This window comes from Bacillus sp. 2175 (assembly GCF_057812155.1).
In genome coordinates, this window is sequence record NZ_CM173819.1 from 2,948,918 (window position 1) to 2,969,797 (window position 20,880).

Sequence of the window (20,880 nt, forward strand, 5' to 3'; positions counted from 1 at the left end):
AATGAGTTATCTATACTTTCTCATTCATAATCTGGAATCCATTCTTTGTATTTCTTATATAAATCTCGTATTATTTCTTTATTCTTCGCAATTACTTCACATCCTCTATCATCATACATAAACATGACAATATCTTTCGTTGCATTTATGAGAAATACATTTGGATAAGAAATTTCTTTTTTTCGTCCAAATCGAGGATATAAATCAAAGAAATCCTCATGATTAGCAACTTGTATAAGCGATTCATATTTAATATGTTCCGCAAGGCATTTTAAAGAAAAATGATATGTACAATATAAATCTGCTTCTTCATCTTCAAATAAAAACGGTAACGTTTCTTATCTTATATGAAATCTTAAATCTCTTTTCTTAATATATTTATTGTATACATTTATTTTCTGTGGAGTTTTTATATTTTCCTTTTTAAATCTATAAACATTTGTCACTAAGAATATAAGTAGGGTACTAATGTAACTCCTGGAAATGTTTGATTCATATATTCTTTTAATTGCATTTCCTTGTCCTTTCTACTGTACAATTCCTTTTAAATCCCAGTATGCTTCTTCTAGCCACGGATGTATAACTTTAAATGTATCTTTCCTTTCCCACAAATATGAAATATATACAAAAGCTGCTTTTTCCAAAAATTTTGCCAATCCTTTTTTTATTTCTATTAAATATGGTGGTGTCCCGTTTTGATCCCATTCTATTTTATCTGCAACAAATAATACTAAATCCATCTTCGTTGCATGTTTACGCAACGTTGTATGGCAACAAATTGCATTTAAAATTTCTTCATCTTCTACTTTAAATATTTCTTTTGCGATTACTCTCGATAGTTTTTGATGAATAATCATAGGAAACTTTCTTTCTGCTTCCACTATTTCTATCCCAAATTCTTCAGCAACTGCAATCCGCTCCTCGTTCGGAAAAATGCCACTAATATCATGTAAATATCCTGCAAGTGCTGCTTTTTCTTTATCTACGTGAAACTTTTCTGCAATCTTTTTTGCCTCATTTGCTACACGAATTGAATGTTTATATGTAAACTCTTTATTATATTTTAGTAGAAAAGCTTTAATATCATTTTCTATTTTTCCAGTTTGAGTAAATGAATATATATCATTACATAACATAGAAAATCCCCTTATAACTACCTTTCATTATAATGTAGAATCTAAATATCCTTGTTATTTTATATTCGTTATTAATCTTTTTACTCCTTTTTAATACGTTACATGAAATTTTATACAGAATCATCGCTACAAGTACATAAATGTTTGATATTATAGTAATGTTGATGATTTGTAAGGAAAGGAACTACACAATGAATAAAAACATATTAATTATTGATGATGATAAAGAAATTGTTGAATTACTTGCTGTTTATTTGCGAAATGAAGGCTATAACATTTATAAAGCTTATGATGGCGATGAAGCATTGCAAAAGGTTTCTACATATGAAGTTGACCTTATGATTTTGGATATTATGATGCCAAAGCGAAACGGATTAGAAGTTTGTCAGGAAGTGCGTGAAAATAATACTGTACCAATTCTAATGCTTAGTGCAAAAGCAGAAGATATGGATAAAATATTAGGTCTTATGACAGGTGCCGATGATTATATGATCAAGCCATTCAATCCATTAGAATTAGTAGCAAGAGTGAAAGCTTTATTACGAAGATCATCTTTCCAAAACGCTACTTCGCAAAAGAATGAAGATGGTATTATTCGTATTCGCTCTGTTGAAATACACAAACATAATCATACTGTTAAAGTAAATGGAGAGTATATTAAACTAACCTCTATTGAATTCGATATTTTATATTTGCTTGCAAGTAATACAGGAAGAGTATTTAGTTCAGAAGAAATTTTTGAACGCGTTTGGAATGAAGATGGTTACGGTTCAAATAAGACTGTAATGGTCCATATTAGCAACTTACGGGATAAACTTGAAACAGTAATAAATGGAGAAAAATTTATTCACACTGTTTGGGGAGTTGGCTCATGCCCATCAACTTAAGAATTTGCACTACCCCCAAGTGTCAAAAAACGTTATTCTTTCTAAAAAGCTAGCTAGAAAGGATGACATTTTTTATGAATCTTTCAATTCAAGATGAATTACAACTATTTTCTGAAGAGCTGTATCGTCATTTAACCCCTTCTCTTTTGGAAGAACTCGCTAAAGAATTAGGTTTTGTAAAAAGAAAACGAAAGTTTTCAGGAAATGAATTAGCTACCATATGTATCTGGGTCAGTCAACGTACAGCGAGTGATTCTCTCGTTCGACTATGCAGTCAATTACACGCCGCCACAGGCACTCTTATGAGTCCAGAAGGACTCAATAAACGCTTTGATAAAAAAGCGGTTGAATTTTTGAAATATATTTTTTCTGCATTATGGAAAAGTAAACTTTGTAAAACATCAGCCATTTCAAGTGCAGCACTCACGTATTTTCAACGAATCCGTATTTTAGATGCGACGATTTTCCAAGTACCGAAACATTTAGCACATGTATATCCTGGGTCAGGTGGTTGTGCACAAACTGCAGGTATCAAGATTCAATTAGAATATGACTTACACAGCGGACAGTTTTTAAACTTCCAGGTAGGTCCTGGAAAAAATAATGATAAAACATTTGGAACAGATTGCTTAGATACCTTACGGCCGGGTGATCTGTGTATTCGTGATTTAGGATATTTTTCATTGGAAGACTTAGATCAAATGGATCAACGTGGCGTGTGCTATATATCAAGACTTAAGTTAAACCATACCGTCTATACGAAAAATCCATTTCCAGAATACTTTCGAAATGGGACAATCAAAAAACAGTCACAGTATATCCAAGTTGATTTAGAGAACATTATGCACACGTTAAAACCAGGACAAACGTATGAAATAAAAGAGTCGTATATTGGCAAGAATCAAAGATTATTTACAAGAGTAATTATCTACCGATTAACAGAGGAACAAATACTGGAACGTAGAAAAAAACAAAGCTATACCGAAAGTAAAAAGGGGATTACATTTTCAGAAAAGAGTAAACGATTAACGGGTATCAACATATATGTTACGAATACGCCTTGGGAAGTGGTTCCGATGGAACAAATCCATGATTTTTACTCCCTCCGCTGGCAGATCGAAATCATATTTAAAACGTGGAAATCTCTATTTCAAATTCATCATTGGCAAACTATCAAACAAGAGCGATTAGAATGCCATGTGTATGGAAAACTCATTGCCATTTTTATATGTTCTTCCACGATGTTTAAGATGCGCCAACTTCTGTTGCAAAAGCACAAAAGAGAACTAAGCGAATATAAAGCAATTGGGATGATTCAAGATCATCTATCCCTGTTATATCAAGCGATACAGAGAAACACCCGTATAATAACAAAGGTTTTAATCCGCCTGTTTACCCTACTAAAGAAAAATGGCCGGAAATCCCATCGATATGAGAAGAAAACTATCTTTGATATTATGGGTGTTGTCTATGAGTATAATGGATTGAGAAAACAAAAGAAAGCTGCATAAGAAAAAAATGAAACCCGTTAGGGTTTATTTCGTATGCTCATTTTTAAGAGGATTATACTGTTTAAAAGTTTGTTCATTTCAATTAATGGAAAACCGTAGAGTTTCTATCCTTAAGTTGATGGGCATGGGGAGTTGGCTATAAAATTGAGAAATGAAGCATTTGATATATTAAAAGATATCCCTAAATGGAAACTTATTTTTTGGCTCTTATTAGCTATCACACTCACGCCTATTACTGAATTAATTATTTATCGCCTCGTTACGAGTGTAATTGAGAGTTCACTTACTCTAACTGAACTCGGTAAAGAATTCATTCGAATTTTTGGTTATGAAAAGTATAAAGGGATTAAAGAATCGTTATGGATGATGATTGTATCTTATTTGTTTTTATTTTCTATTTTTTCATCCTATCTTTACATTTTTTATCGCCACGAGAAAAAACTTTACTATGAAACTTGTATTAAAAAAATGATAGAAGAAATTCGTTATATTGCAAATGGAAACTTCAATCATAAAGTTTCTATTGTAAATCATAATTATCTAGAAGAATTAGCAATCGGGGTCAATGAAATTGTTGAACAATTAAAAGTCTCCATTGATGAAGAAAGACAAGCGGAACAAGCAAAAAGTGAACTTATTACAAATGTATCACATGACTTACGCACTCCCCTTACTTCTATAGTTGGATACGTAAATTTAATCCATCATGATAATTATAGAGATGAAGTAGAATTGCGATACTATATTCAAGTCATTTACGATAAAGTAACTCGTCTTAATGCATTAATGAATGACTTGTTCGAATATACACGTGTTCAAAATAAAGAGTTAAGCTTGTATTCTGTTCCTATTGACATAGTAGAGTTACTTGGACAATTAACTGTTCAATTCCGTATACAATTTCAAGAAGCAAATATAGAATGTCGACCTTCTTTCCCATCTCAAAAGCTCATGGTATTAGCTGATGGTGAAAAATTAGTGCGTGTGTTTGAAAATCTTATTATAAACGCTATCGCTTATGGAAGCGAAGGTCGCTATATTGACCTTACTGCTTATGAAAGCAATAATATGATTACAATTGATATAACAAATTACGGACAACCTATTCCTAGTACGGATTTACCTCATATTTTTGAACGTTTTTATCGCGTTGAGAAATCTCGCTCTACAAACACTGGTGGATCTGGACTTGGATTAGCTATTGCAAAAAGTATAGTCGAATTGCATAAAGGAACAATTGAAGTATATAGTGATGATGAAAAAACAACATTCACTGTAAAACTACTCCCATACAAATGTTAATATTATAAATAAAAAGTTCAATTTCTTATCATATAAGAAATTGAACTTTTTCCATTAATGCCCAAAATTTAATAATCCTTTATAATTCTTTAGAAATTCTTTACCTTTTCTTTCTTCCTAATTAAGCATTCCTTTTTACAATACTAGTATTGATGTCATAATAGGAGGATCGCTTATGCAATTCTTAAAAAAATTCGCTATTTTATTATTATCTTTTTTCATTACTGCACTTATCGTTTTATATTTTTACCTTTATGTAAATGGTCCGATTATTCAAGCTAAATCAGCTATTTTAATAAATGCTAATTCAGGTGAAATTGTTTATAAAAAAAATGAAGAAACTCCAGTACAATCAGCTGCTTTATCTAAATTAATGACAGAATATATCGTATTGGAGCAACTAAATGATAGAAAGATACAGTTAGATGACTTAGTACAAATAAGTAACGAAGTTTTCCGAGTAGAAACAAGCCCTATACAAGTAACATCGAATGATAAAACAACGGTTCGTGATTTACTTCATGCATTGCTACTGGCAGGGAATAATCGTTCTGCACTCGCTCTAGCAGAACACATTGCTGGAAATGAAGATAACTTTACAGTATTAATGAATAAAAAAGCAAAAGAACTAAAGTTATTACAACCATCTCCATTTCTAAACTCTACTGGAATTAATAATGATACAGATAAACAATCAACTACAACAGCGATAGACGCAGCTAAACTAGCAGCAAAATTAGTAAAAGATTTTCCAGATGTATTGAATATTACGAAACTAACCTCTTACCAATTTACCTTCAAAGATTCCCAGGTTTTCAATACGAATAAAATGATATATTCCCTTAATGAAAACATTAAACTTCAAGGTGTTGATGGCTTACAAACTAGTTTTTCAACTAACGGTAATTATAGTTTTGTCAGTACAGCAAAACTTGGAGATACTAGACTAATTTCAGTAATATTAGATGCAGATGAAGAAAACATTTCATTTATTGAAACAAAAAAGTTGCTACAGTATGGTTTTGATCCTTCCTCGTACTCTGCACTCCAAGCTTTTAAAGACGCCCTTACATCTTGGACAATATTGCTTCAGTTTTAAAATTTAATTATACAAACTATAATGATTTTTTTAATCATTACCACCTTAATGTTTTTACATATACGTCAGAAAAAATCCGAGGATTTCAATTAAGAAATCTTCTTATATATATAAAACCGACTTGCGCTTAAGATGCAAGTCGGTTTTTAATTCTATCATCCTCTTCAAATTTGCTGAAACTGGTTGCAAGTTTAACTTCCTCGCCCATACAGACAGCTGACCAATATGATGAATTTCATATCCCATTACATGTCTTAAAACCTATGTTTTTTGAGGCATACATCCATCTCTGTTTCCTTTCGTTGTGTTCGTTTGTTTAGTTTAAATGGGTTAATCTATTAATTCTATTAAATCCAACAATTGAACTATTACATTTTAAAGTTCTACTCATATACTATAGTAAATTACTAGAAAGGAGGTTTAACTATGGATAGTTGCGTTGTATTTGTAAACGGACAACCTTTTCTAGTTCTTTCAGTAGCTGGTATTGAAATTGCTAGATTAGAGATTTCCCTTCAAGTAGCATTAGCTCTAAGAGTGCTTGGGATACCAATCTGTGATTAATTACCAAATTAAAAGAAAAAGAGGGCATTAGCCCTCTTTTTTTATTTTCTTCTCACCTTTTCTTAACAACAAACAAAATTCAAATTTAATTAATTATAAAAATTAAAGTATATGAACGTTACATGAAACACTTGTTAAGATAGCTGTCCTTCACACTATTTATTTCGCCGACATTATATAATCAAAGCACACAATGATTAACTTTTTATACGGCTTATTTTAAGTGTGCTAGCATTCTAGGCTAGATAATTATGACTGCAAAAAAACTTCAAGTTCTCGTTTATATAAATTAAATAACGCTTTCACTTTTTGAATCGATTGATAATCTTTAAATTGCTGTTCTCTATCTTCTTATCCTTGAAGAGCACTAATCCAACTATACTCTACATCTACAATATGAAATAATGTTTCTAACATGCCCCCAGTTTGCAAAGTAAATCTTCCTCTGAAAGTTGTTCACACCACTTAAACCAATCATCTCTTACTTGCCAATTATATTGAAATAAAGTGTACACATTTATCTCTCCCTTACTTCAATTATCCACCTAACAGCATCTGTTATACATTTAACCATTGACAATCACTTCTCTTCGGCCAAGTTCCTCTACAGCGTGATTAATTATTTCACTTACAGATAAAGAACCATCCAATATGATATCTGAATTCGGCTTAACAGTATGAATTGCCTCTAAATAAGCTTTTCTCGCATATGTCATGTAATGTTCCAAATCATTATGTATTTCATCTATTGTACCTTCCTTAAAATCTCGCAAAATCCTTCTAGCCATCGCAATATCTAAAGGCGTATCAATAAATATAGTTACATCAATGAATTTTTGCATCTCACTATTTAAGTATGCAAAAGGATAATCTACAATAATATAGTCTAAGGTATTATTTTGTATAAGTTGCTCAATATCATGAATTAATGGTGTTAATACCCACTCGTCGTAATTCGCCCCATCATCAATCCATTTACAAATATCAGCAGGAGATTTATCAAATGTGTAACTATCAAAATATAGAGCTTTTGAGTTTTTAAACTTATGCTTTAATCTTTCTGTAATTGTAGTTTTACCTCCCCCCGAAACAGCTGCAATTGAAATTATTTTTGTTTTATTATCCACTATACTCACCAAACCCCTTTGTTAACATAATATAATTATAAATCACTATCGTTGCTACTTCTTCCATTCATATTCTAACATACTCATTTCCCATAAATTCCAATACGTTTCTCCTACTCTTTTTGACTCTCTTAATAAGCCTTCTTTTACAAACCCTATTTTTTCGTAACATGAAATGGCCGATGTATTAAAATCATACACACCAAGAGTTACTCTATGTAGTTTTAATTCGTCAAAAGCAATATGAAGTACTGCTTTCATCATATGTTTTCCTATAGAACGTCCTCTCATCTTCGTATTACCAACTAATACTTTTCCAATTCTAGCGGACTTATTAATATTATCTATTTGCCCAAGCGAAATATGTCCAATAACGTCTGAAGTCTCTTCATCTACCACTTTGAAAGCGAGTGTATTTGCACTTTCTATATACTTCTCTAATTGCTGTTCGTCTAAAGGAAATGTGAATGCATTTCCTGACCATTGTATTAGAAATTCTTCGGAATTAATCCAATTTATTAATTGTTTAAAATCAGATTTCTTAAAGCTTTCTAGTTTAATCACTTCCTTGCTCCTTTCGTACATCATGCTTTATAACCTCAAACTTATTTCTATATAAAGAATATATTCTCCTTTTATATAAAATTAAAATAAAGCCATTCATGTGAATGGCTTTACAAAAAAGCAGCATAATTATGCTTTGTTTGCTACATCAATACCATTAAAATCAAAGTCAGCAGTAACCGTTGTAACCGGTGGGAAAATTGCTTCAATTTTGCAAATGGAAATAATTACTCCAACCGATCCAGGAATAGCCGCAAGCCTAACTACATCACAACTTACAGACGAAACAGTACCTACATAAGTACGTCCCTCTGTATTAATTTGAACTGTTCGATTAATTAATTTCTTAAGTTCATCTCTAATTCCTTGTACACAAGAATTATCACATTTCTCATGCTGTTCTTTTTTACACTCTTCGAATACTTCCCAACAATCATCTTGTTTACATGTACACTTCTTTTTACAATTATTAAATCGAGAACCCAATACCTCACCCCCTAATCCTTTCTATTAGTAAAGTATGTCCACTAGCTTAAAAGGGTACGAGGCAAACACATAAAAAGAAAAAAACAAACAATTGTACCAAACTTTCTTTTCATTATTCATTATAAAAACAGACTTCTCCTAATTAAAAGCTTTTTAATGAGCGGCCGTGAATTTAGTCCTACTCCATTTAATGTTTAGACACCACTTTCTAAAACAAACCTTTTTTCTTTTAAATAAGACGCCCCTTAAAAACACACTAGATTTTCCCATTAACTCACATATACATAGACTTTATTTGTGGATTTCCCATTTTTCATTGTGAAATATACATTTAAAAAGCGTACTCGAAAATAAGATATTATTTGTAATTAGAACATTTTCTTCAACAAGTGTTTATTGAAAAATACCATAACTAGTAGTAGTTCTCTCCACTTTCTCTTAAAAATTAGCATAGTTTGTATGAATTCTATATCGAGTAGAAGACACTCTATCATATAAAGATAAAATAGTAGGTTAATAAACAAGCCATTTTTTTATTAAAACATAGAATAATATGAACACTATTGAAAGGAGGTAGAAATAAATGTCCTGGAAAAATGATTGCTGGAGTTCTCAGAAAAAGCATTGTTGTGATGATTGGTGGAAATCTAAAGAAAAGCATCATTGTGATGATAATTGGAGTTCTCAGAAAAAGCATTGTAATGATGATTGGTGGAAATCTAAAGAAAAGTGTCATTGTGATGACGATTGGAGTTCTCAGGAAAAACATTGTAATGATGATTGGTGGAAATCTAAAGAAAAGTGTCATCGTGATGATGATTGGAGTTCTAAACGAAATAAGTGTCGTTGTAAATGTTTCTTTATTTGTTGCCATTGTAAAAGGAAAAATTGGTAATATTTTCGATGCCAACTTAAAGGAAAGAATATGTCTTTTGGAACCGATAAATACTAGAATGTATTATACAAAAAGCTGACTGAATATAATCAGCTTTTTATCAATGAACACGTAAAGATTTCAACAGACATATGTCTTTACTGATTAGGTGGGCTATTAAGAAAAAACAAGCTAACTCTTATAAATCGATTTTTAATTACTTCACGTACGTATAAAGCTTTAGATGCCCTCATTACTTCAGACGAATTCACCAGTATTTTCAGCAAAAAATTCATGGAATCTTTAATTAGTCGAGTACTTTCATTGCCTTCAGAAACCCCAGAGACAAGCGGGGTTTCTTTTATTTAAATAAAGATTTTGTTTAAACTTTACAAAACTCACCTATATTAAAATATCTTCTAAAATCCTTATTGAACATTTATAATACTATTAAACGGTTTAAATTCGACAATCAGTAATGGAGGCATTTTAATGGGAAACATCCCAAAAGTATCATCACACCAATCAAATCCTAATATACCCTCACAGCAAGTGAATCCTAATACCCAACAAGGTAGTATAAAAAAAACAAGACGCCGTATTATAACTACTTTGGCTTTTATATTACCTATAATTTTTGTCCTTCAATATTCTCTGAATAACCAACAAGAAATGATTAAAGAAAAACAAATCACACTTAATACGGAACAACAAAAATTATCTTCTGTAAAGAAGGATGGTCATTCCCTTAACAAGGATGTCAAGGCTTTAACAAGTAGTGAAGAAGAAATTTTAAAATTCGCAAGGAAACTGTATGGATTTTCCAAACCGAATGAAACTATATTTCAAATAACTGAATAAAATTACACGGCATTACCTAAAAGGCGATTTGAAGATAATCGCCTTTTTATATTTAATTTCTAAAGGAATCATACTAATCTCTCTTTCTATCATATAACTACTTTGTTTAATTTGTTAAAATAAAACCGCTTGTCCGTTTCACTTTGCTCTATCATTACATTTACTATTAGTAATACGATTTTTAGAGGTGATAAATAATGGACGAGTTTTTATCTTTTGCTGCACTTAATCCCGGTTCTATTGGACCTACACTTCCAACTGTTCAACCTTTTCAATTCCCTACCGGTCCCACCGGTTCTACAGGAGCTACTGGATTAACCGGATCAACTGGACCGACTGGGCCAACCGGATCAACCGGATCAACCGGACCAACTGGATCAACTGGATCAACTGGATCAACTGGATCAACTGGACCAACCGGATCAACTGGATCAACTGGACCAACTGGACCAACTGGATTTAATCTTCCTGCTGGACCTGCATCTATTACCTTGACTTCTAACGAAACCACAGCATGTGTATCCACTCAAGGAAATAATACTTTATTTTTTTCGGGTCAAGTATTAGTAAACGGTATTCCTACTCCAGGGGTAGTGGTCAGTTTTTCGTTTAGTAACCCATCTCTTGCTTTCATGGTTCCTCTTGCTGTCATTACCAATGCCTCAGGTAACTTTACCGCTGTATTTCTAGCCGCTAATGGGCCTGGAACAGTAACCGTTACTGCTTCACTTCTTGATTCTCCTGGAACAATGGCTAGCGTCATTATTACCATTGTGAATTGTCCGTAATGATTTTATTTTTAAGAACTAAGCAATTTCTAATAAAAAGAGCACTGATTTTATAGTGCTCTTTTTTTATCATTTGGATGTGCCTTTCAAATTAAATTTCGTAACAGCCTATTAAAATAACGCTTTTATTGAATTTCATCCTTAACAAAATTTAATTACTCCAATGAATAAACATGCCACAGTATCGTATTTTAATAAAAACTATAAAACAGACATACTTAACACTAATAGTAGAATTTTTCTTCTTCATCAAATTCACTTCTTTTCTTTTTATAAACATAAAAAAGGATCTCTATTTATACAGAGATCCTTTCTAACTTTATAATTTACTAGACTGTAACCCCTGAATAAACGGAACTACTTCAGGATTTACAAGCGATGATAAATCACCTAACTCTTTTCCTAAGTAAGCTGCTTTAATAACACGGCGCATTACTTTAGAGTTACGTGTTTTCGGTAAATCTTCTACAACGTGGATATCTTTAGGACACAACGCTTTTCCAATATGAGAGTTTACTAAACTCATTAATTCTTTCTTTAATTCTCCTGTGAATGTTACATGATCTCTTAATACTACAAAACAATGACAAACTTCACCTTTTACTTCGTCAGGTACACCAATTGCAGCAGCTTCAATTACATCGTTATGTTTCACAAGAATAGATTCATATTCAGCAGGTCCAATACGTTTACCTGCAATATTTAACGTATCGTCTGAACGCCCTGTGATGATATATTGTTCACCATCGTAAATGACCCAGTCACCGTGGACCCATTTATTTTCAAAACGTGACCAATATGTGTTCACGTAACGTTCATCATCTTCCCAGAAGCTTTTCGTCATACCTACCCAAGGTTTCTCTAAGCATAATTCTCCGACTTCATCTCGAATTGGTTTACCTTGATCATCCAGTACGACAGCTGCCATTCCTGGTAAAGATGCGTTAAAACTAATCGGTGCGATTGGCTTAATAAGAACATTACCGAAAATCCCACCAGAGATTTCAGTTCCACCTGAGTAGTTACAGATTGGAACATTTCCTTTTCCAACTGTTTCAAACAGCCACATCCATGGATCAGGATTCCAAGGTTCTCCTGTTGATGCGAATACTTCCAAACTCTTTAAAGAATGTTTATTGACATACTCATCACCTTTTGCCATTAATGCTCGGATTAACGTTGGCGAAATACCTAGATGAGTAATTTCATATTTATCAACTGTCTCCCATAACCGGTCTGCTTCTGGGAAGTCTGGAACACCTTCGTACATAACCATCGTTGCTCCATTAATGAGTGAACCGAATAATAGAAATGGCCCCATCATCCAGCCCATATCAGTTACCCATAATACACGATCACCTTGTTTAATATTCATTCCAAATCCTGCATCAAAGGCTGCTTTCAAAGGAAATCCTGCATGCGTGTGTACTGTTCCTTTCGGCTTACCAGTCGTTCCTGATGTATAAATGAGCATTAATGGATCATCGCTTTGCATTTCTTCGGCATGTATGAATGGTTTTTCTTTTTCTAGCGTACTCCACGAAAAGTCATAGTTATGTGGTGTAAAATCATTTCCTGCATGACGAACGATTACCACTTTTTCAACAGTTGGGCAATGTTCACAAGCTTTATCTACTTCATCTTTTAAAGAAACAATTTTACCTCGGCGTGAAAATCCATCTGCGGTAATAATCATTTTTGAACCTGCCGCTTGCACACGTGTCATAACTGCATCAGACGCAAAGCCTGAGAATATTGGTGAAATAATTGCTCCAATTTTCATTACAGCTAGCATCGCAACAACTGTTTCTGGAATCATTGGCATATAAATTGTTACACGGTCACCTTTTTCAATACCCGCGTGTTTCAAACCATTGGCAACACGGCTTACCCAGTTATCAAGCTCTTCATATGTAAATGATTTTGAAGTTCCATTTTCCCCTTCATACTGAAGTGCTGGCTGTATTCTCGTCTCTTCATCCGCAAGCCAGCGGGATAAAGCTGATTCTACAACGTTACATGTTCCACCATTATACCACTGTGCAAACGGTGTACCATTTTCTAAATCTAATACTTCTGTATAAGGTTTCATCCATTGATAGCCAACTGCTTTTTCTGCCTCTCCCCAAAACCAAGCTGTTTCCTCAATAGATTTATTATAAAAAGTTTCATAATCTTCATATCCCAATGATTTCATCCAACCATATAAACGTGTTTTTTCCTTGTACTCTTCTGTTGGAAACCAAACTGCTTGTTTCAATGTTTTCCCCTCCTTAACTTTTTGAGCAAGAAAGCCCTAAATAGGGCTTTTAAACTGGATATACAGGATGTTTACGATCCGTGAATACTTGATATTTACTCATATACATTTCGAAACGTCCTTTTAACTCTTCACGTAAATTGTTTGGATGAACAATACCATCAATCACCATCTCTGATGCTAAATGATAAATATCAATATCTTTCTTATACTCTTCACGTTTTTCAGCAATGAAGCTAGCACGCTCTTCTTCTGGTAAAGCTGCAATTTTATTTGCATATACAGCATTAACCGCAGCTTCTGGACCCATTACCGCAATAGAGGCTGTCGGTAATGCCAGACAGCAATCTGGTTCAAATGCCGGACCTGCCATCGCATATAAACCAGCGCCATATGCTTTACGAACAACGATAGAAATCTTCGGTACAGTTGCTTCACTCATTGCAGAAATCATTTTTGCACCGTGGCGAATAATACCGGCACGCTCTACTTTTGTACCGATCATAAATCCTGGTACATCCGCAAGGAATAATAATGGAATATGATATGCATCGCATAAATTAATAAACTTAGCAGCTTTATCAGCTGAATCGTGGAATAATACGCCACCCTTCATACGCGGCTGATTTGCAATAATACCAACTGGCTTACCATCAATACGTGCTAAGCCTGTAATTAGCTCTTGAGCAAATAATTTTTTTACTTCATAGAATGAACCCTCATCAATAACTCTATTAATGAGATCTTTCATATTGAAAGGAGCATTTTGATTTTCTGGAATGATTTGTTCTAACGTTTTATCGAATTGTTTCGGTTCTTGAGGTGTAACCAATGGAGTCTTTTCTAAATAGTTGTTTGGAAAATATGAAATGTATTGTCTTGCTTGTGTAATCGCATCTTCTTCTGTCTTACATAAAACATCTCCGCATCCTGATACAGAGCAATGCATACGAGCTCCGCCCATCTCTTCTAAAGTTACCTTCTCACCGATAACCATCTCAGCCATACGAGGAGATCCTAAATACATAGATGCATTTCCCTCTACCATCATTACAACGTCACAAAAGGCTGGAATATACGCACCACCAGCTGCAGAAGGTCCAAATAACAAGCATACTTGAGGAACTTTACCTGATAACTTCACTTGATTATAGAAGATTCTTCCTGCACCGCGGCGCCCTGGGAACATTTCTACTTGATCTGTAATACGCGCTCCAGCAGAGTCGACTAAATAAAATAACGGAACACGTAGTTTTTCAGCTGTTTCTTGAATACGTAAAATCTTTTCAACTGTGCGTGATCCCCATGATCCAGCTTTTACAGTAGAATCATTGGCCATTACACACGCAGTACGACCATGTATTTTACCCGTTGCCGTTACAACGCCATCCGCAGGTAAGCCTGTTTGTTCACAGTTAGCAAATAATGCATCTTCTACATATTCGCCATTATCAAATAGAAGCGCTAAACGGTCTCGAACGAATAATTTTCCTTTTGCTTTATTTTGCTCATGATATTTCGGTGCCCCGCCTTGTTTAATTGTTTCAACTCGTTCTTCAAATGAATTAGATTGTTGTTTTTGGTCTAACATATTTACTCCCCCTTATACATCGGTTTGCGTTTTTCTTTGAATGCCTGTAATCCTTCTATTCGATCTTTCGTATGGATTACACCTTCATACGCTTGTTTTTCCATTTGTAATCCGGTATGTAAATCAACTTGAATACCATTTGAAATTGCCTCTTTTGCTAATCGAACAGCAATAGGTCCATTACTAGCAATTTTCTCTGCTATTTCAATCGCTTTCTCTTCAAGTAAATTAGCTGGTACAACAAATTCTACTAAACCGTATTCTTTTGCTTCTTGCGCTGAAATACGTCTACCTGTATAAATTAATTCTTTCGCTCTACCAACACCAATTAATCTCGGTAAGCGCTGTGTACCACCTGCTCCTGGTATAATTGCAAGTGTCGTTTCAGTAAGACCAAGACTTGCAGATTCAGCAGCAATTCTAAAATCACAAGCTAAACTTAATTCCGTACCACCACCAAGTGCAATTCCATTTATAGCAGCAATAACTGGCTGTGGTAATTGTTCAACCATCTCCATAGTAGTGCGAATCATACTAACAGCATGGCGAACTTGTTCTTCATTCATACCGGCACGCTCTTTTAAATCTGCACCAGCACAAAATGCTTTTTCACCAGCACCAGTCAAAATAACTACACGTACGTTTGAATCTTCACTTATTTGAGTTAATATCGTTTGTAGTTCATCTAATAATGCCAAAGATAATGAGTTTGCTTGTCTTGCACGATTTAACGAAATCTTTACTACGTGAGGTGTTACATAATCAACTGAAATGTTTTGTAATTGTAGCATCTTCTCACCTACTTATCGTTTTATGTTGAAGCGCTCTATACACATGACTCGGTAATTGGATATTCAACTTACTTTGAATAAATTGACTAGCTCTCAATAACTTTTCTTCGTCTATATTCGTTTGGACTCCTAATTTATGGAGCATATGTACTAGGTCATCAGTGGCAACATTACCTGATGCTCCTGGTGCATAAGGGCAGCCCCCGAGTCCACCACAAGAACTATCAAACGTTGTAATACCGTATTCTAATGATTTAACTACATTCGCTAGAGCCATTCCATACGTATTATGAAAATGCATGGCAAACTGCGAAGCATCATACTTCTTTAATAGATGTTCTAATACTTGTTCTACTTGTAATGGATTCGCTACACCGATTGTATCCCCAAGAGAAACTTCATAAATGCCGTATGAAAATAGTTGATTACATAATTCGTCAACTGCTGCGACACTTATATCCCCTTCATAAGGACATCCAAATACAGTAGAAACATAGCCTCTTACCTTTTTCCCTTCGAATAATGCCTGTTTTGTTATATCTTCAATTACAACTAATGCTTCTTTAATCGATTTATTAATATTACTTTTATTATGAGATTCACTTGCTGATAAAAAAACATTCACCTCATCTACATTTTGCAAAAAAGCTCGTTCCAAACCATTTTGATTCGGAACAAGCGCAGCATATGTAACATTTGGATCCCTTTTTAGCTCAGAAAATACATCATTTGCATCCGCTAATGCAGGGACCCATTTTGGGTGAACGAATGAGGAAACTTCAACATACGACAATCCTGCTTCTGTAAGTAGTTGAATCCATTTTACTTTATCTTTTGTGCCAACAATCTTTTTTTCATTTTGTAAGCCATCACGTGGCCCGACTTCTTTAATGACAGCAAAATTAGGTAGTTTCAATTCGCTTCCCCCTATATCTCCCTATTCAATTTCTAATAATACATCTCCTTCATTTACAAAATCGCCTTCTTGCACATTAATTTTCATAACTGTGCCAGCTTCTTCTGAAATGATTGGAATTTCCATTTTCATAGATTCCAAAATGACGACATCCTGCTCTTCCTCTACTGTATCTCCTACTCCTACAACAATCTTCCAAACGTTTCCTGCCATCGATGCGTATACTTTCGTCATCATTTTTTCCCCCTTAATATTGTTAAATCTTATTTTTTAACGAGTTGTTTCGTTACAAAGCCTGTTGTATAAATACCCTCTTTGAACACTTCGTCTTCCAAAACTTGCAGTAGCATTGGCGTGTTCGTTTTAATACCTTCTACTTTTAATTCTTCTAGAGCATCATGTAATTTCGAAATTGCTTCTTCACGAGTCTCCCCATGTGCAATGACTTTCGCAATCATTGGATCATAGAAAGGTGTAATCGTTACATGATTTTCTAAGAAGTGATCAATCCGTACATTTGACGGTAATGTTAAATCTGTAATTTTCCCAGGTGATGGGAAGAATGTTTTCGGATCCTCTGCATAAATACGAGCTTCAATGGCATGACCACTACGTTTTACATCATCCTGAGTAAATGATAGTTTCTCTCCACTTGCAATCAGAAGTTGTTGTTCTACAAGGTCTAATCCCGTAATTTCTTCTGTCACTGGATGCTCTACTTGTAATCTCGTATTCATCTCTAAGAAATAGAAGTTCTTCTGATCATCTACAAGAAACTCAACTGTACCTGCATTTGTATAGCCAAGTGCTTTGGCAGCTTGTACAGCAACTTCTCCCATCGCCTTTCGTGTACCTTCATCTAAAAATGGTGAAGGTGCTTCTTCGATTACTTTTTGATTTCGGCGCTGTACCGAACATTCACGCTCCCATAAATACACTGTGTTACCATGTGTATCTGCTAAAAGCTGAATTTCAATATGATGCGCGTCTGCTATATATCGCTCTAAATACATTTCTCCGTTACCGAAGAAGTTTTGCGCTCTTGTTTTATTACTTTCAAACGCTTTGGTGAGCGTTTGCTCAGTTTCCATCAACTGCATACCAATGCCTCCGCCGCCTGCGGATGCCTTAAGCATTAATGGATAACCAATTTGTTTTGCAATTTCAATTGCTTCTTCAGCAGTTTCAATATTTGTAGTAATACCTGGGACTACTGGGACATCTGCTGCTTGCATTGCGATACGTGATTCGATTTTACTTCCCATCTTCGTAATGATTTCTTCTGAAGGACCGATAAATACGATACCTTCTTCTTTGCAACGAACCGGAAAAGACGGATTCTCTGATAATAAACCATAACCCGGATGAATCGCTTCTGCATTTGTCTTCTTAGCTATTTCAATAATTTTTTCAAGGTTTAAATAACTTTCTTGAACACGCGGTCCACCTACTAAGTAAGCTTCATTTGCCATCTTCACATGAAGGGCATTTTCATCTGCTTCAGAATAAATAGCAACAGTGCGTATGCCAAGTTTTTGACAAGTTTTCATAATACGAACAGCAATTTCCCCGCGATTCGCAATTAATATTTTTTGAAACATAGTGATTCCTCCCTTTTATCTACATCCTAAATGTCTAGCAATTACGAGACGTTGAATTTCAGAAGTTCCTTCACCAATTTCTAATAGTTTCGCATCACGAATATGTCGTTCAACTTCATATTCACGCATATAACCATATCCACCATGAATCTGTACTGCTTGATTCGCAATACGGCTTGCTGCTTCCGATGCAAATAGTTTTGCCATTGCCGCTTCTTTGCCGAAAGGTTTATCATTATCTTTTAACCAAGCTGCTTTATGTACTAAATTGCGTGCTAGCTCTACTTCAGTCGCCATATCAGCTAATTTAAATTGAATCGCTTGGAAATTAGAGATTGACTTTCCAAATTGTTGACGTTCTTTCGCATATTGCAATGCACGTTCAAAGGCTGATTGCGCAATACCAACTGCCAATGCTGCGATTGAAATACGTCCTCCATCAAGTGTATATAAAAATTGTTTAAAACCTTTATTTACATCACCAAGAATATTTTCTTTCGGTACACGAACACCATCAAGTACGATTTCACAAGTATTAGAAGCGCGAACGCCCATTTTATCGTAAGGACTAGAAATCGTTAATCCTTCACTAGTAGTAGGTACGATAAATGCTGAAATGCGTTTTCTACCATTCTCTTCAACACCGTTGACAGCGGTTACAATAATGGTATTTGCATACTCTGCGTTTGTAATCCAACACTTCTCACCACTGATTACATACTCATCGCCATCTAGTACCGCTTTCGTTTGAGTACCACCTGCATCTGATCCAGCATTCGGCTCCGTTAATCCGAAGGCACCTAATGTTTTACCTGACGCCATTGGAACTAAATACTTTTGTTTTTGTTCTTCTGTACCGAAATAATAAATTGGAGAAGCACCTAATGAAATTGTTGCAGCATAGCTTAAACCAGTGCCACCACAAGCGCGACCAATTTCTTCAACTGCTAACGCATACGATACAGTATCGCCACCTGAACCTCCATACTCTTCTGGGAATGGGATGCCTAATAATCCTAGTTCGCCCATTTTTTGAAATGTTTCATATGGAAACTCTGCAGTTTTGTCATAATATACAGCTTTCGGTGCGATTTCCTTTTCAGCAAAGTCACGTACCATTTCTTTAATCATTTGTTTTTCGCGAGTTAGAGTAAATTCCATTCCGCTACACACCCCTTATCGAATATTGAGTTTCGACAGCGTGCGAGTTTCTACTACAAACATAACAACTTAAAAGACAAGAATATTAGTTAGACAATTGCTATAATTCTGTCATAACTTAATTTTAAAACAGATTCTGTACTAATGCACAAAAAAATTCCTACATTGTTCTACAACAACATAGGAGATTTTGTGTCGAATTATGTAATTTATTGTTTAATAATCTCTACCTTTTCCCGAATCAGAAATTTCTACTAATGCTTCAGGGTATGGTTCGAAATACGTTTGTCTTAATAAATACTTTTCATCAAATCGAATGGCCCATGATTTTAGAATTGTAAGTAAACTACTAAGTGGTATTTTCTTTTCTGCATACTTTTGTAACAGTTCTATAAAATGATCTTTTTCTTGTTTTTTTAGCTTTGTTTTAAAGTATCCAAAAATGTGCTCGCATACATTTACATTCGATGTATAGCGGGGGGTGCGCATAAATAATTCATATAAAGTCTTCTCATAGTTTTCAAATACAACTTCAATCTTTTCATTTTTGTGATTTGCAATTATACGCCCTAATTCCTTTTGTTTCACTTGATTATATGCCATAAATAAATATTTATTGTCCGACTGAAACGATACAAGGTCTTTCATATTTTTATTATGTTTAATCATTTTGTAATATGCGATTGTAAATAGTCTTGTAAAGAAATGCTCTCTAATAATAAAATTCGACAATCTGCCTTCCTCTTCAATAGGAAGATGCGAAAATTTTTTTACTACTGCTCCGCCAAATAAGCCCGATCCTTTTCCCTTTGCTGGCGCTTTTTCAAAACCAGAATAAATTTTCACATCACGCGTACCACAACTTGGTGAACGATTCTTTAAAATAAAACCATCCACATCCGATATCGTTTGTAAAAAGTCATTTGAAAACTGCTCCATTTTTTCAGTTACATCTTCTCGTGTCGACAGTTGCACAAGTCTGTTCTCACCATTTTCTTCTACAATTCGTATCGTTTCACGAGGAGTTCCCAATCCAATCTCCACTTCTGGACAAACAGGTATAAATGTAACAAATGGCTGCAAATTTCGTATTGTTACATCTGGAATCATCTCTCCATTATATCGACAAGCATCAAATTCTAAACATTTACTTACGACGATTGTAGGTTTTGCAAATTGCCGCATCTCATTACCTCCTTAGTGCTAGTCCGTATACTATAAATTGTACTAGGATTAACATTTTAAGCAAAGTTTGATTCATTTATTTTTATGAGAAATATATATCCAATAATATATTAACAATCATTCAACTCTATTTTCAATAAATGTGCGCCCTATTATACTGGTTTAGATATTGTGAA

General features: G+C 34.3%; 20 protein-coding genes and 5 pseudogenes. 8 read left to right on the forward strand and 17 right to left on the reverse strand.

Annotated features, from left to right (window positions below):
• Positions 1 to 20 precede the first annotated feature (20 nt).
• Together ACXKY9_RS15345 and yqeK are read right to left on the reverse strand one after the other, a co-directional pair.
• A pseudogene (locus ACXKY9_RS15345) lies at positions 21 to 514 on the reverse strand (DUF3885 domain-containing protein).
• Between the two features lie 13 nt (positions 515 to 527).
• On the reverse strand, positions 528 to 1,136 hold the full coding sequence (gene yqeK, locus ACXKY9_RS15350) for a bis(5'-nucleosyl)-tetraphosphatase (symmetrical) YqeK (RefSeq protein WP_000882448.1): 609 nt from the start codon (positions 1,134 to 1,136) through the stop codon (positions 528 to 530).
• Positions 1,137 to 1,327: 191 nt separating this feature from the next.
• Here yqeK and ACXKY9_RS15355 point away from each other — a divergent pair, with 191 nt between their 5' ends.
• The 4 genes and pseudogenes from ACXKY9_RS15355 to ACXKY9_RS15370 all read left to right on the forward strand — a co-directional run bounded on the left by ACXKY9_RS15355 (position 1,328) and on the right by ACXKY9_RS15370 (position 6,028).
• Positions 1,328 to 2,023, forward strand: a complete 696-nt coding sequence (locus tag ACXKY9_RS15355) for a response regulator transcription factor (protein ID WP_001038806.1) — start codon at positions 1,328 to 1,330, stop codon at positions 2,021 to 2,023.
• 74 nt (positions 2,024 to 2,097) lie between these two features.
• Positions 2,098 to 3,534, forward strand: coding sequence for an IS4-like element IS231C family transposase (locus tag ACXKY9_RS15360; RefSeq protein WP_001053969.1), 1,437 nt, complete (start codon positions 2,098 to 2,100; stop codon positions 3,532 to 3,534).
• Between the two features lie 144 nt (positions 3,535 to 3,678).
• A complete protein-coding gene (locus ACXKY9_RS15365) occupies positions 3,679 to 4,836 on the forward strand; it encodes a sensor histidine kinase (protein WP_001243309.1) in 1,158 nt (385 codons plus the stop codon).
• Between the two features lie 175 nt (positions 4,837 to 5,011).
• Positions 5,012 to 6,028 (forward strand): annotated as a pseudogene (locus ACXKY9_RS15370) (D-alanyl-D-alanine carboxypeptidase family protein).
• Positions 6,029 to 6,037: 9 nt separating this feature from the next.
• Here ACXKY9_RS15370 and ACXKY9_RS15375 read toward each other — a convergent pair.
• Positions 6,038 to 6,196, reverse strand: a pseudogene (locus ACXKY9_RS15375) (DinB family protein); the annotation flags it as partial.
• Between the two features lie 165 nt (positions 6,197 to 6,361).
• Between ACXKY9_RS15375 and ACXKY9_RS15380 the strand changes: the two are divergent.
• A complete protein-coding gene (locus tag ACXKY9_RS15380; protein WP_000376554.1) occupies positions 6,362 to 6,499 on the forward strand; it encodes a DUF3956 domain-containing protein in 138 nt (45 codons plus the stop codon).
• 255 nt (positions 6,500 to 6,754) lie between these two features.
• Here ACXKY9_RS15380 and ACXKY9_RS15385 read toward each other — a convergent pair.
• From ACXKY9_RS15385 to ACXKY9_RS15400, 4 genes and pseudogenes are all read right to left on the reverse strand, one after another.
• Positions 6,755 to 7,014 (reverse strand): annotated as a pseudogene (locus ACXKY9_RS15385) (DinB family protein); the annotation flags it as partial.
• A 51-nt stretch (positions 7,015 to 7,065) separates the two neighbouring features.
• A complete protein-coding gene (locus ACXKY9_RS15390) occupies positions 7,066 to 7,626 on the reverse strand; it encodes a nucleoside/nucleotide kinase family protein (RefSeq protein WP_000369204.1) in 561 nt (186 codons plus the stop codon).
• A 54-nt stretch (positions 7,627 to 7,680) separates the two neighbouring features.
• The gene (locus ACXKY9_RS15395) at positions 7,681 to 8,214 is read right to left on the reverse strand and encodes a GNAT family N-acetyltransferase (RefSeq protein ID WP_000990082.1); all 534 of its coding nucleotides are present in this window, start codon (positions 8,212 to 8,214) and stop codon (positions 7,681 to 7,683) included.
• 105 nt (positions 8,215 to 8,319) lie between these two features.
• Positions 8,320 to 8,676 carry a hypothetical protein gene (locus ACXKY9_RS15400; protein ID WP_000535577.1) on the reverse strand — a complete coding sequence of 119 codons (357 nt, stop codon included), beginning with the start codon at positions 8,674 to 8,676 and terminating at the stop codon, positions 8,320 to 8,322.
• Positions 8,677 to 9,272: 596 nt separating this feature from the next.
• On the opposite strand from ACXKY9_RS15400, the gene ACXKY9_RS15405 reads away from it, so the two are divergent.
• From ACXKY9_RS15405 to ACXKY9_RS15415, 3 genes and pseudogenes are all read left to right on the forward strand, one after another.
• The gene (locus tag ACXKY9_RS15405; RefSeq protein ID WP_000560137.1) at positions 9,273 to 9,650 is read left to right on the forward strand and encodes a hypothetical protein; all 378 of its coding nucleotides are present in this window, start codon (positions 9,273 to 9,275) and stop codon (positions 9,648 to 9,650) included.
• Between the two features lie 392 nt (positions 9,651 to 10,042).
• The gene (locus ACXKY9_RS15410; protein ID WP_000526886.1) at positions 10,043 to 10,411 is read left to right on the forward strand and encodes an FtsB family cell division protein; all 369 of its coding nucleotides are present in this window, start codon (positions 10,043 to 10,045) and stop codon (positions 10,409 to 10,411) included.
• A 197-nt stretch (positions 10,412 to 10,608) separates the two neighbouring features.
• Positions 10,609 to 10,665, forward strand: a pseudogene (locus ACXKY9_RS15415) (exosporium leader peptide-containing protein); the annotation flags it as partial.
• 17 nt (positions 10,666 to 10,682) lie between these two features.
• Here the strand turns inward: ACXKY9_RS15415 and ACXKY9_RS15420 are convergent.
• The 10 genes from ACXKY9_RS15420 to ACXKY9_RS15465 all read right to left on the reverse strand — a co-directional run bounded on the left by ACXKY9_RS15420 (position 10,683) and on the right by ACXKY9_RS15465 (position 20,704).
• The gene (locus ACXKY9_RS15420) at positions 10,683 to 10,922 is read right to left on the reverse strand and encodes a hypothetical protein (RefSeq protein WP_000254002.1); all 240 of its coding nucleotides are present in this window, start codon (positions 10,920 to 10,922) and stop codon (positions 10,683 to 10,685) included.
• A gap of 45 nt (positions 10,923 to 10,967) precedes the next feature.
• Positions 10,968 to 11,183, reverse strand: coding sequence for a hypothetical protein (locus ACXKY9_RS15425; RefSeq protein WP_000236250.1), 216 nt, complete (start codon positions 11,181 to 11,183; stop codon positions 10,968 to 10,970).
• Positions 11,184 to 11,518: 335 nt separating this feature from the next.
• Positions 11,519 to 13,459: an AMP-binding protein gene (locus tag ACXKY9_RS15430; protein WP_000806481.1), complete on the reverse strand. Its 1,941-nt coding sequence runs from the start codon at positions 13,457 to 13,459 to the stop codon at positions 11,519 to 11,521.
• Between the two features lie 49 nt (positions 13,460 to 13,508).
• On the reverse strand, positions 13,509 to 15,050 hold the full coding sequence (locus ACXKY9_RS15435) for an acyl-CoA carboxylase subunit beta (protein WP_000886744.1): 1,542 nt from the start codon (positions 15,048 to 15,050) through the stop codon (positions 13,509 to 13,511).
• A gap of 2 nt (positions 15,051 to 15,052) precedes the next feature.
• Positions 15,053 to 15,841, reverse strand: a complete 789-nt coding sequence (locus ACXKY9_RS15440; RefSeq protein ID WP_000939798.1) for an enoyl-CoA hydratase — start codon at positions 15,839 to 15,841, stop codon at positions 15,053 to 15,055.
• 4 nt (positions 15,842 to 15,845) lie between these two features.
• Complete coding sequence (mvaB, locus tag ACXKY9_RS15445; RefSeq protein ID WP_000775433.1) at positions 15,846 to 16,757, reverse strand: hydroxymethylglutaryl-CoA lyase; 912 nt, start codon at positions 16,755 to 16,757, stop codon at positions 15,846 to 15,848.
• A gap of 21 nt (positions 16,758 to 16,778) precedes the next feature.
• The gene (locus ACXKY9_RS15450; RefSeq protein ID WP_001987345.1) at positions 16,779 to 16,994 is read right to left on the reverse strand and encodes an acetyl-CoA carboxylase biotin carboxyl carrier protein subunit; all 216 of its coding nucleotides are present in this window, start codon (positions 16,992 to 16,994) and stop codon (positions 16,779 to 16,781) included.
• Positions 16,995 to 17,020: 26 nt separating this feature from the next.
• Complete coding sequence (locus ACXKY9_RS15455; RefSeq protein WP_000486742.1) at positions 17,021 to 18,358, reverse strand: acetyl-CoA carboxylase biotin carboxylase subunit; 1,338 nt, start codon at positions 18,356 to 18,358, stop codon at positions 17,021 to 17,023.
• A gap of 15 nt (positions 18,359 to 18,373) precedes the next feature.
• Positions 18,374 to 19,519, reverse strand: a complete 1,146-nt coding sequence (locus tag ACXKY9_RS15460) for an acyl-CoA dehydrogenase (RefSeq protein WP_000397282.1) — start codon at positions 19,517 to 19,519, stop codon at positions 18,374 to 18,376.
• 216 nt (positions 19,520 to 19,735) lie between these two features.
• The gene (locus ACXKY9_RS15465; RefSeq protein WP_001248633.1) at positions 19,736 to 20,704 is read right to left on the reverse strand and encodes a YbgA family protein; all 969 of its coding nucleotides are present in this window, start codon (positions 20,702 to 20,704) and stop codon (positions 19,736 to 19,738) included.
• Between the last annotated feature and the right edge of the window lie 176 nt (positions 20,705 to 20,880).

What these genes read in the sequence shown, in the direction of transcription:
- yqeK (WP_000882448.1), bottom strand. Translation starts at nt 1,136, where the DNA reads ATGTTATGTAATGATATATATTCATTTACTCAAACTGGAAAAATAGAA.
- ACXKY9_RS15360 (WP_001053969.1), top strand. Translation starts at nt 2,098, where the DNA reads ATGAATCTTTCAATTCAAGATGAATTACAACTATTTTCTGAAGAGCTG.
- ACXKY9_RS15440 (WP_000939798.1), bottom strand. Translation starts at nt 15,841, where the DNA reads ATGCTACAATTACAAAACATTTCAGTTGATTATGTAACACCTCACGTA.
- ACXKY9_RS15465 (WP_001248633.1), bottom strand. Translation starts at nt 20,704, where the DNA reads ATGCGGCAATTTGCAAAACCTACAATCGTCGTAAGTAAATGTTTAGAA.
- ACXKY9_RS15455 (WP_000486742.1), bottom strand. Translation starts at nt 18,358, where the DNA reads ATGTTTCAAAAAATATTAATTGCGAATCGCGGGGAAATTGCTGTTCGT.
- ACXKY9_RS15450 (WP_001987345.1), bottom strand. Translation starts at nt 16,994, where the DNA reads ATGATGACGAAAGTATACGCATCGATGGCAGGAAACGTTTGGAAGATT.
- ACXKY9_RS15380 (WP_000376554.1), top strand. Translation starts at nt 6,362, where the DNA reads ATGGATAGTTGCGTTGTATTTGTAAACGGACAACCTTTTCTAGTTCTT.
- ACXKY9_RS15460 (WP_000397282.1), bottom strand. Translation starts at nt 19,519, where the DNA reads ATGGAATTTACTCTAACTCGCGAAAAACAAATGATTAAAGAAATGGTA.
- ACXKY9_RS15405 (WP_000560137.1), top strand. Translation starts at nt 9,273, where the DNA reads ATGATTGCTGGAGTTCTCAGAAAAAGCATTGTTGTGATGATTGGTGGA.
- ACXKY9_RS15355 (WP_001038806.1), top strand. Translation starts at nt 1,328, where the DNA reads ATGAATAAAAACATATTAATTATTGATGATGATAAAGAAATTGTTGAA.
- ACXKY9_RS15435 (WP_000886744.1), bottom strand. Translation starts at nt 15,050, where the DNA reads ATGTTAGACCAAAAACAACAATCTAATTCATTTGAAGAACGAGTTGAA.
- ACXKY9_RS15425 (WP_000236250.1), bottom strand. Translation starts at nt 11,183, where the DNA reads ATGGTAATAATGACGCTAGCCATTGTTCCAGGAGAATCAAGAAGTGAA.
- ACXKY9_RS15410 (WP_000526886.1), top strand. Translation starts at nt 10,043, where the DNA reads ATGGGAAACATCCCAAAAGTATCATCACACCAATCAAATCCTAATATA.
- ACXKY9_RS15395 (WP_000990082.1), bottom strand. Translation starts at nt 8,214, where the DNA reads ATGATGTACGAAAGGAGCAAGGAAGTGATTAAACTAGAAAGCTTTAAG.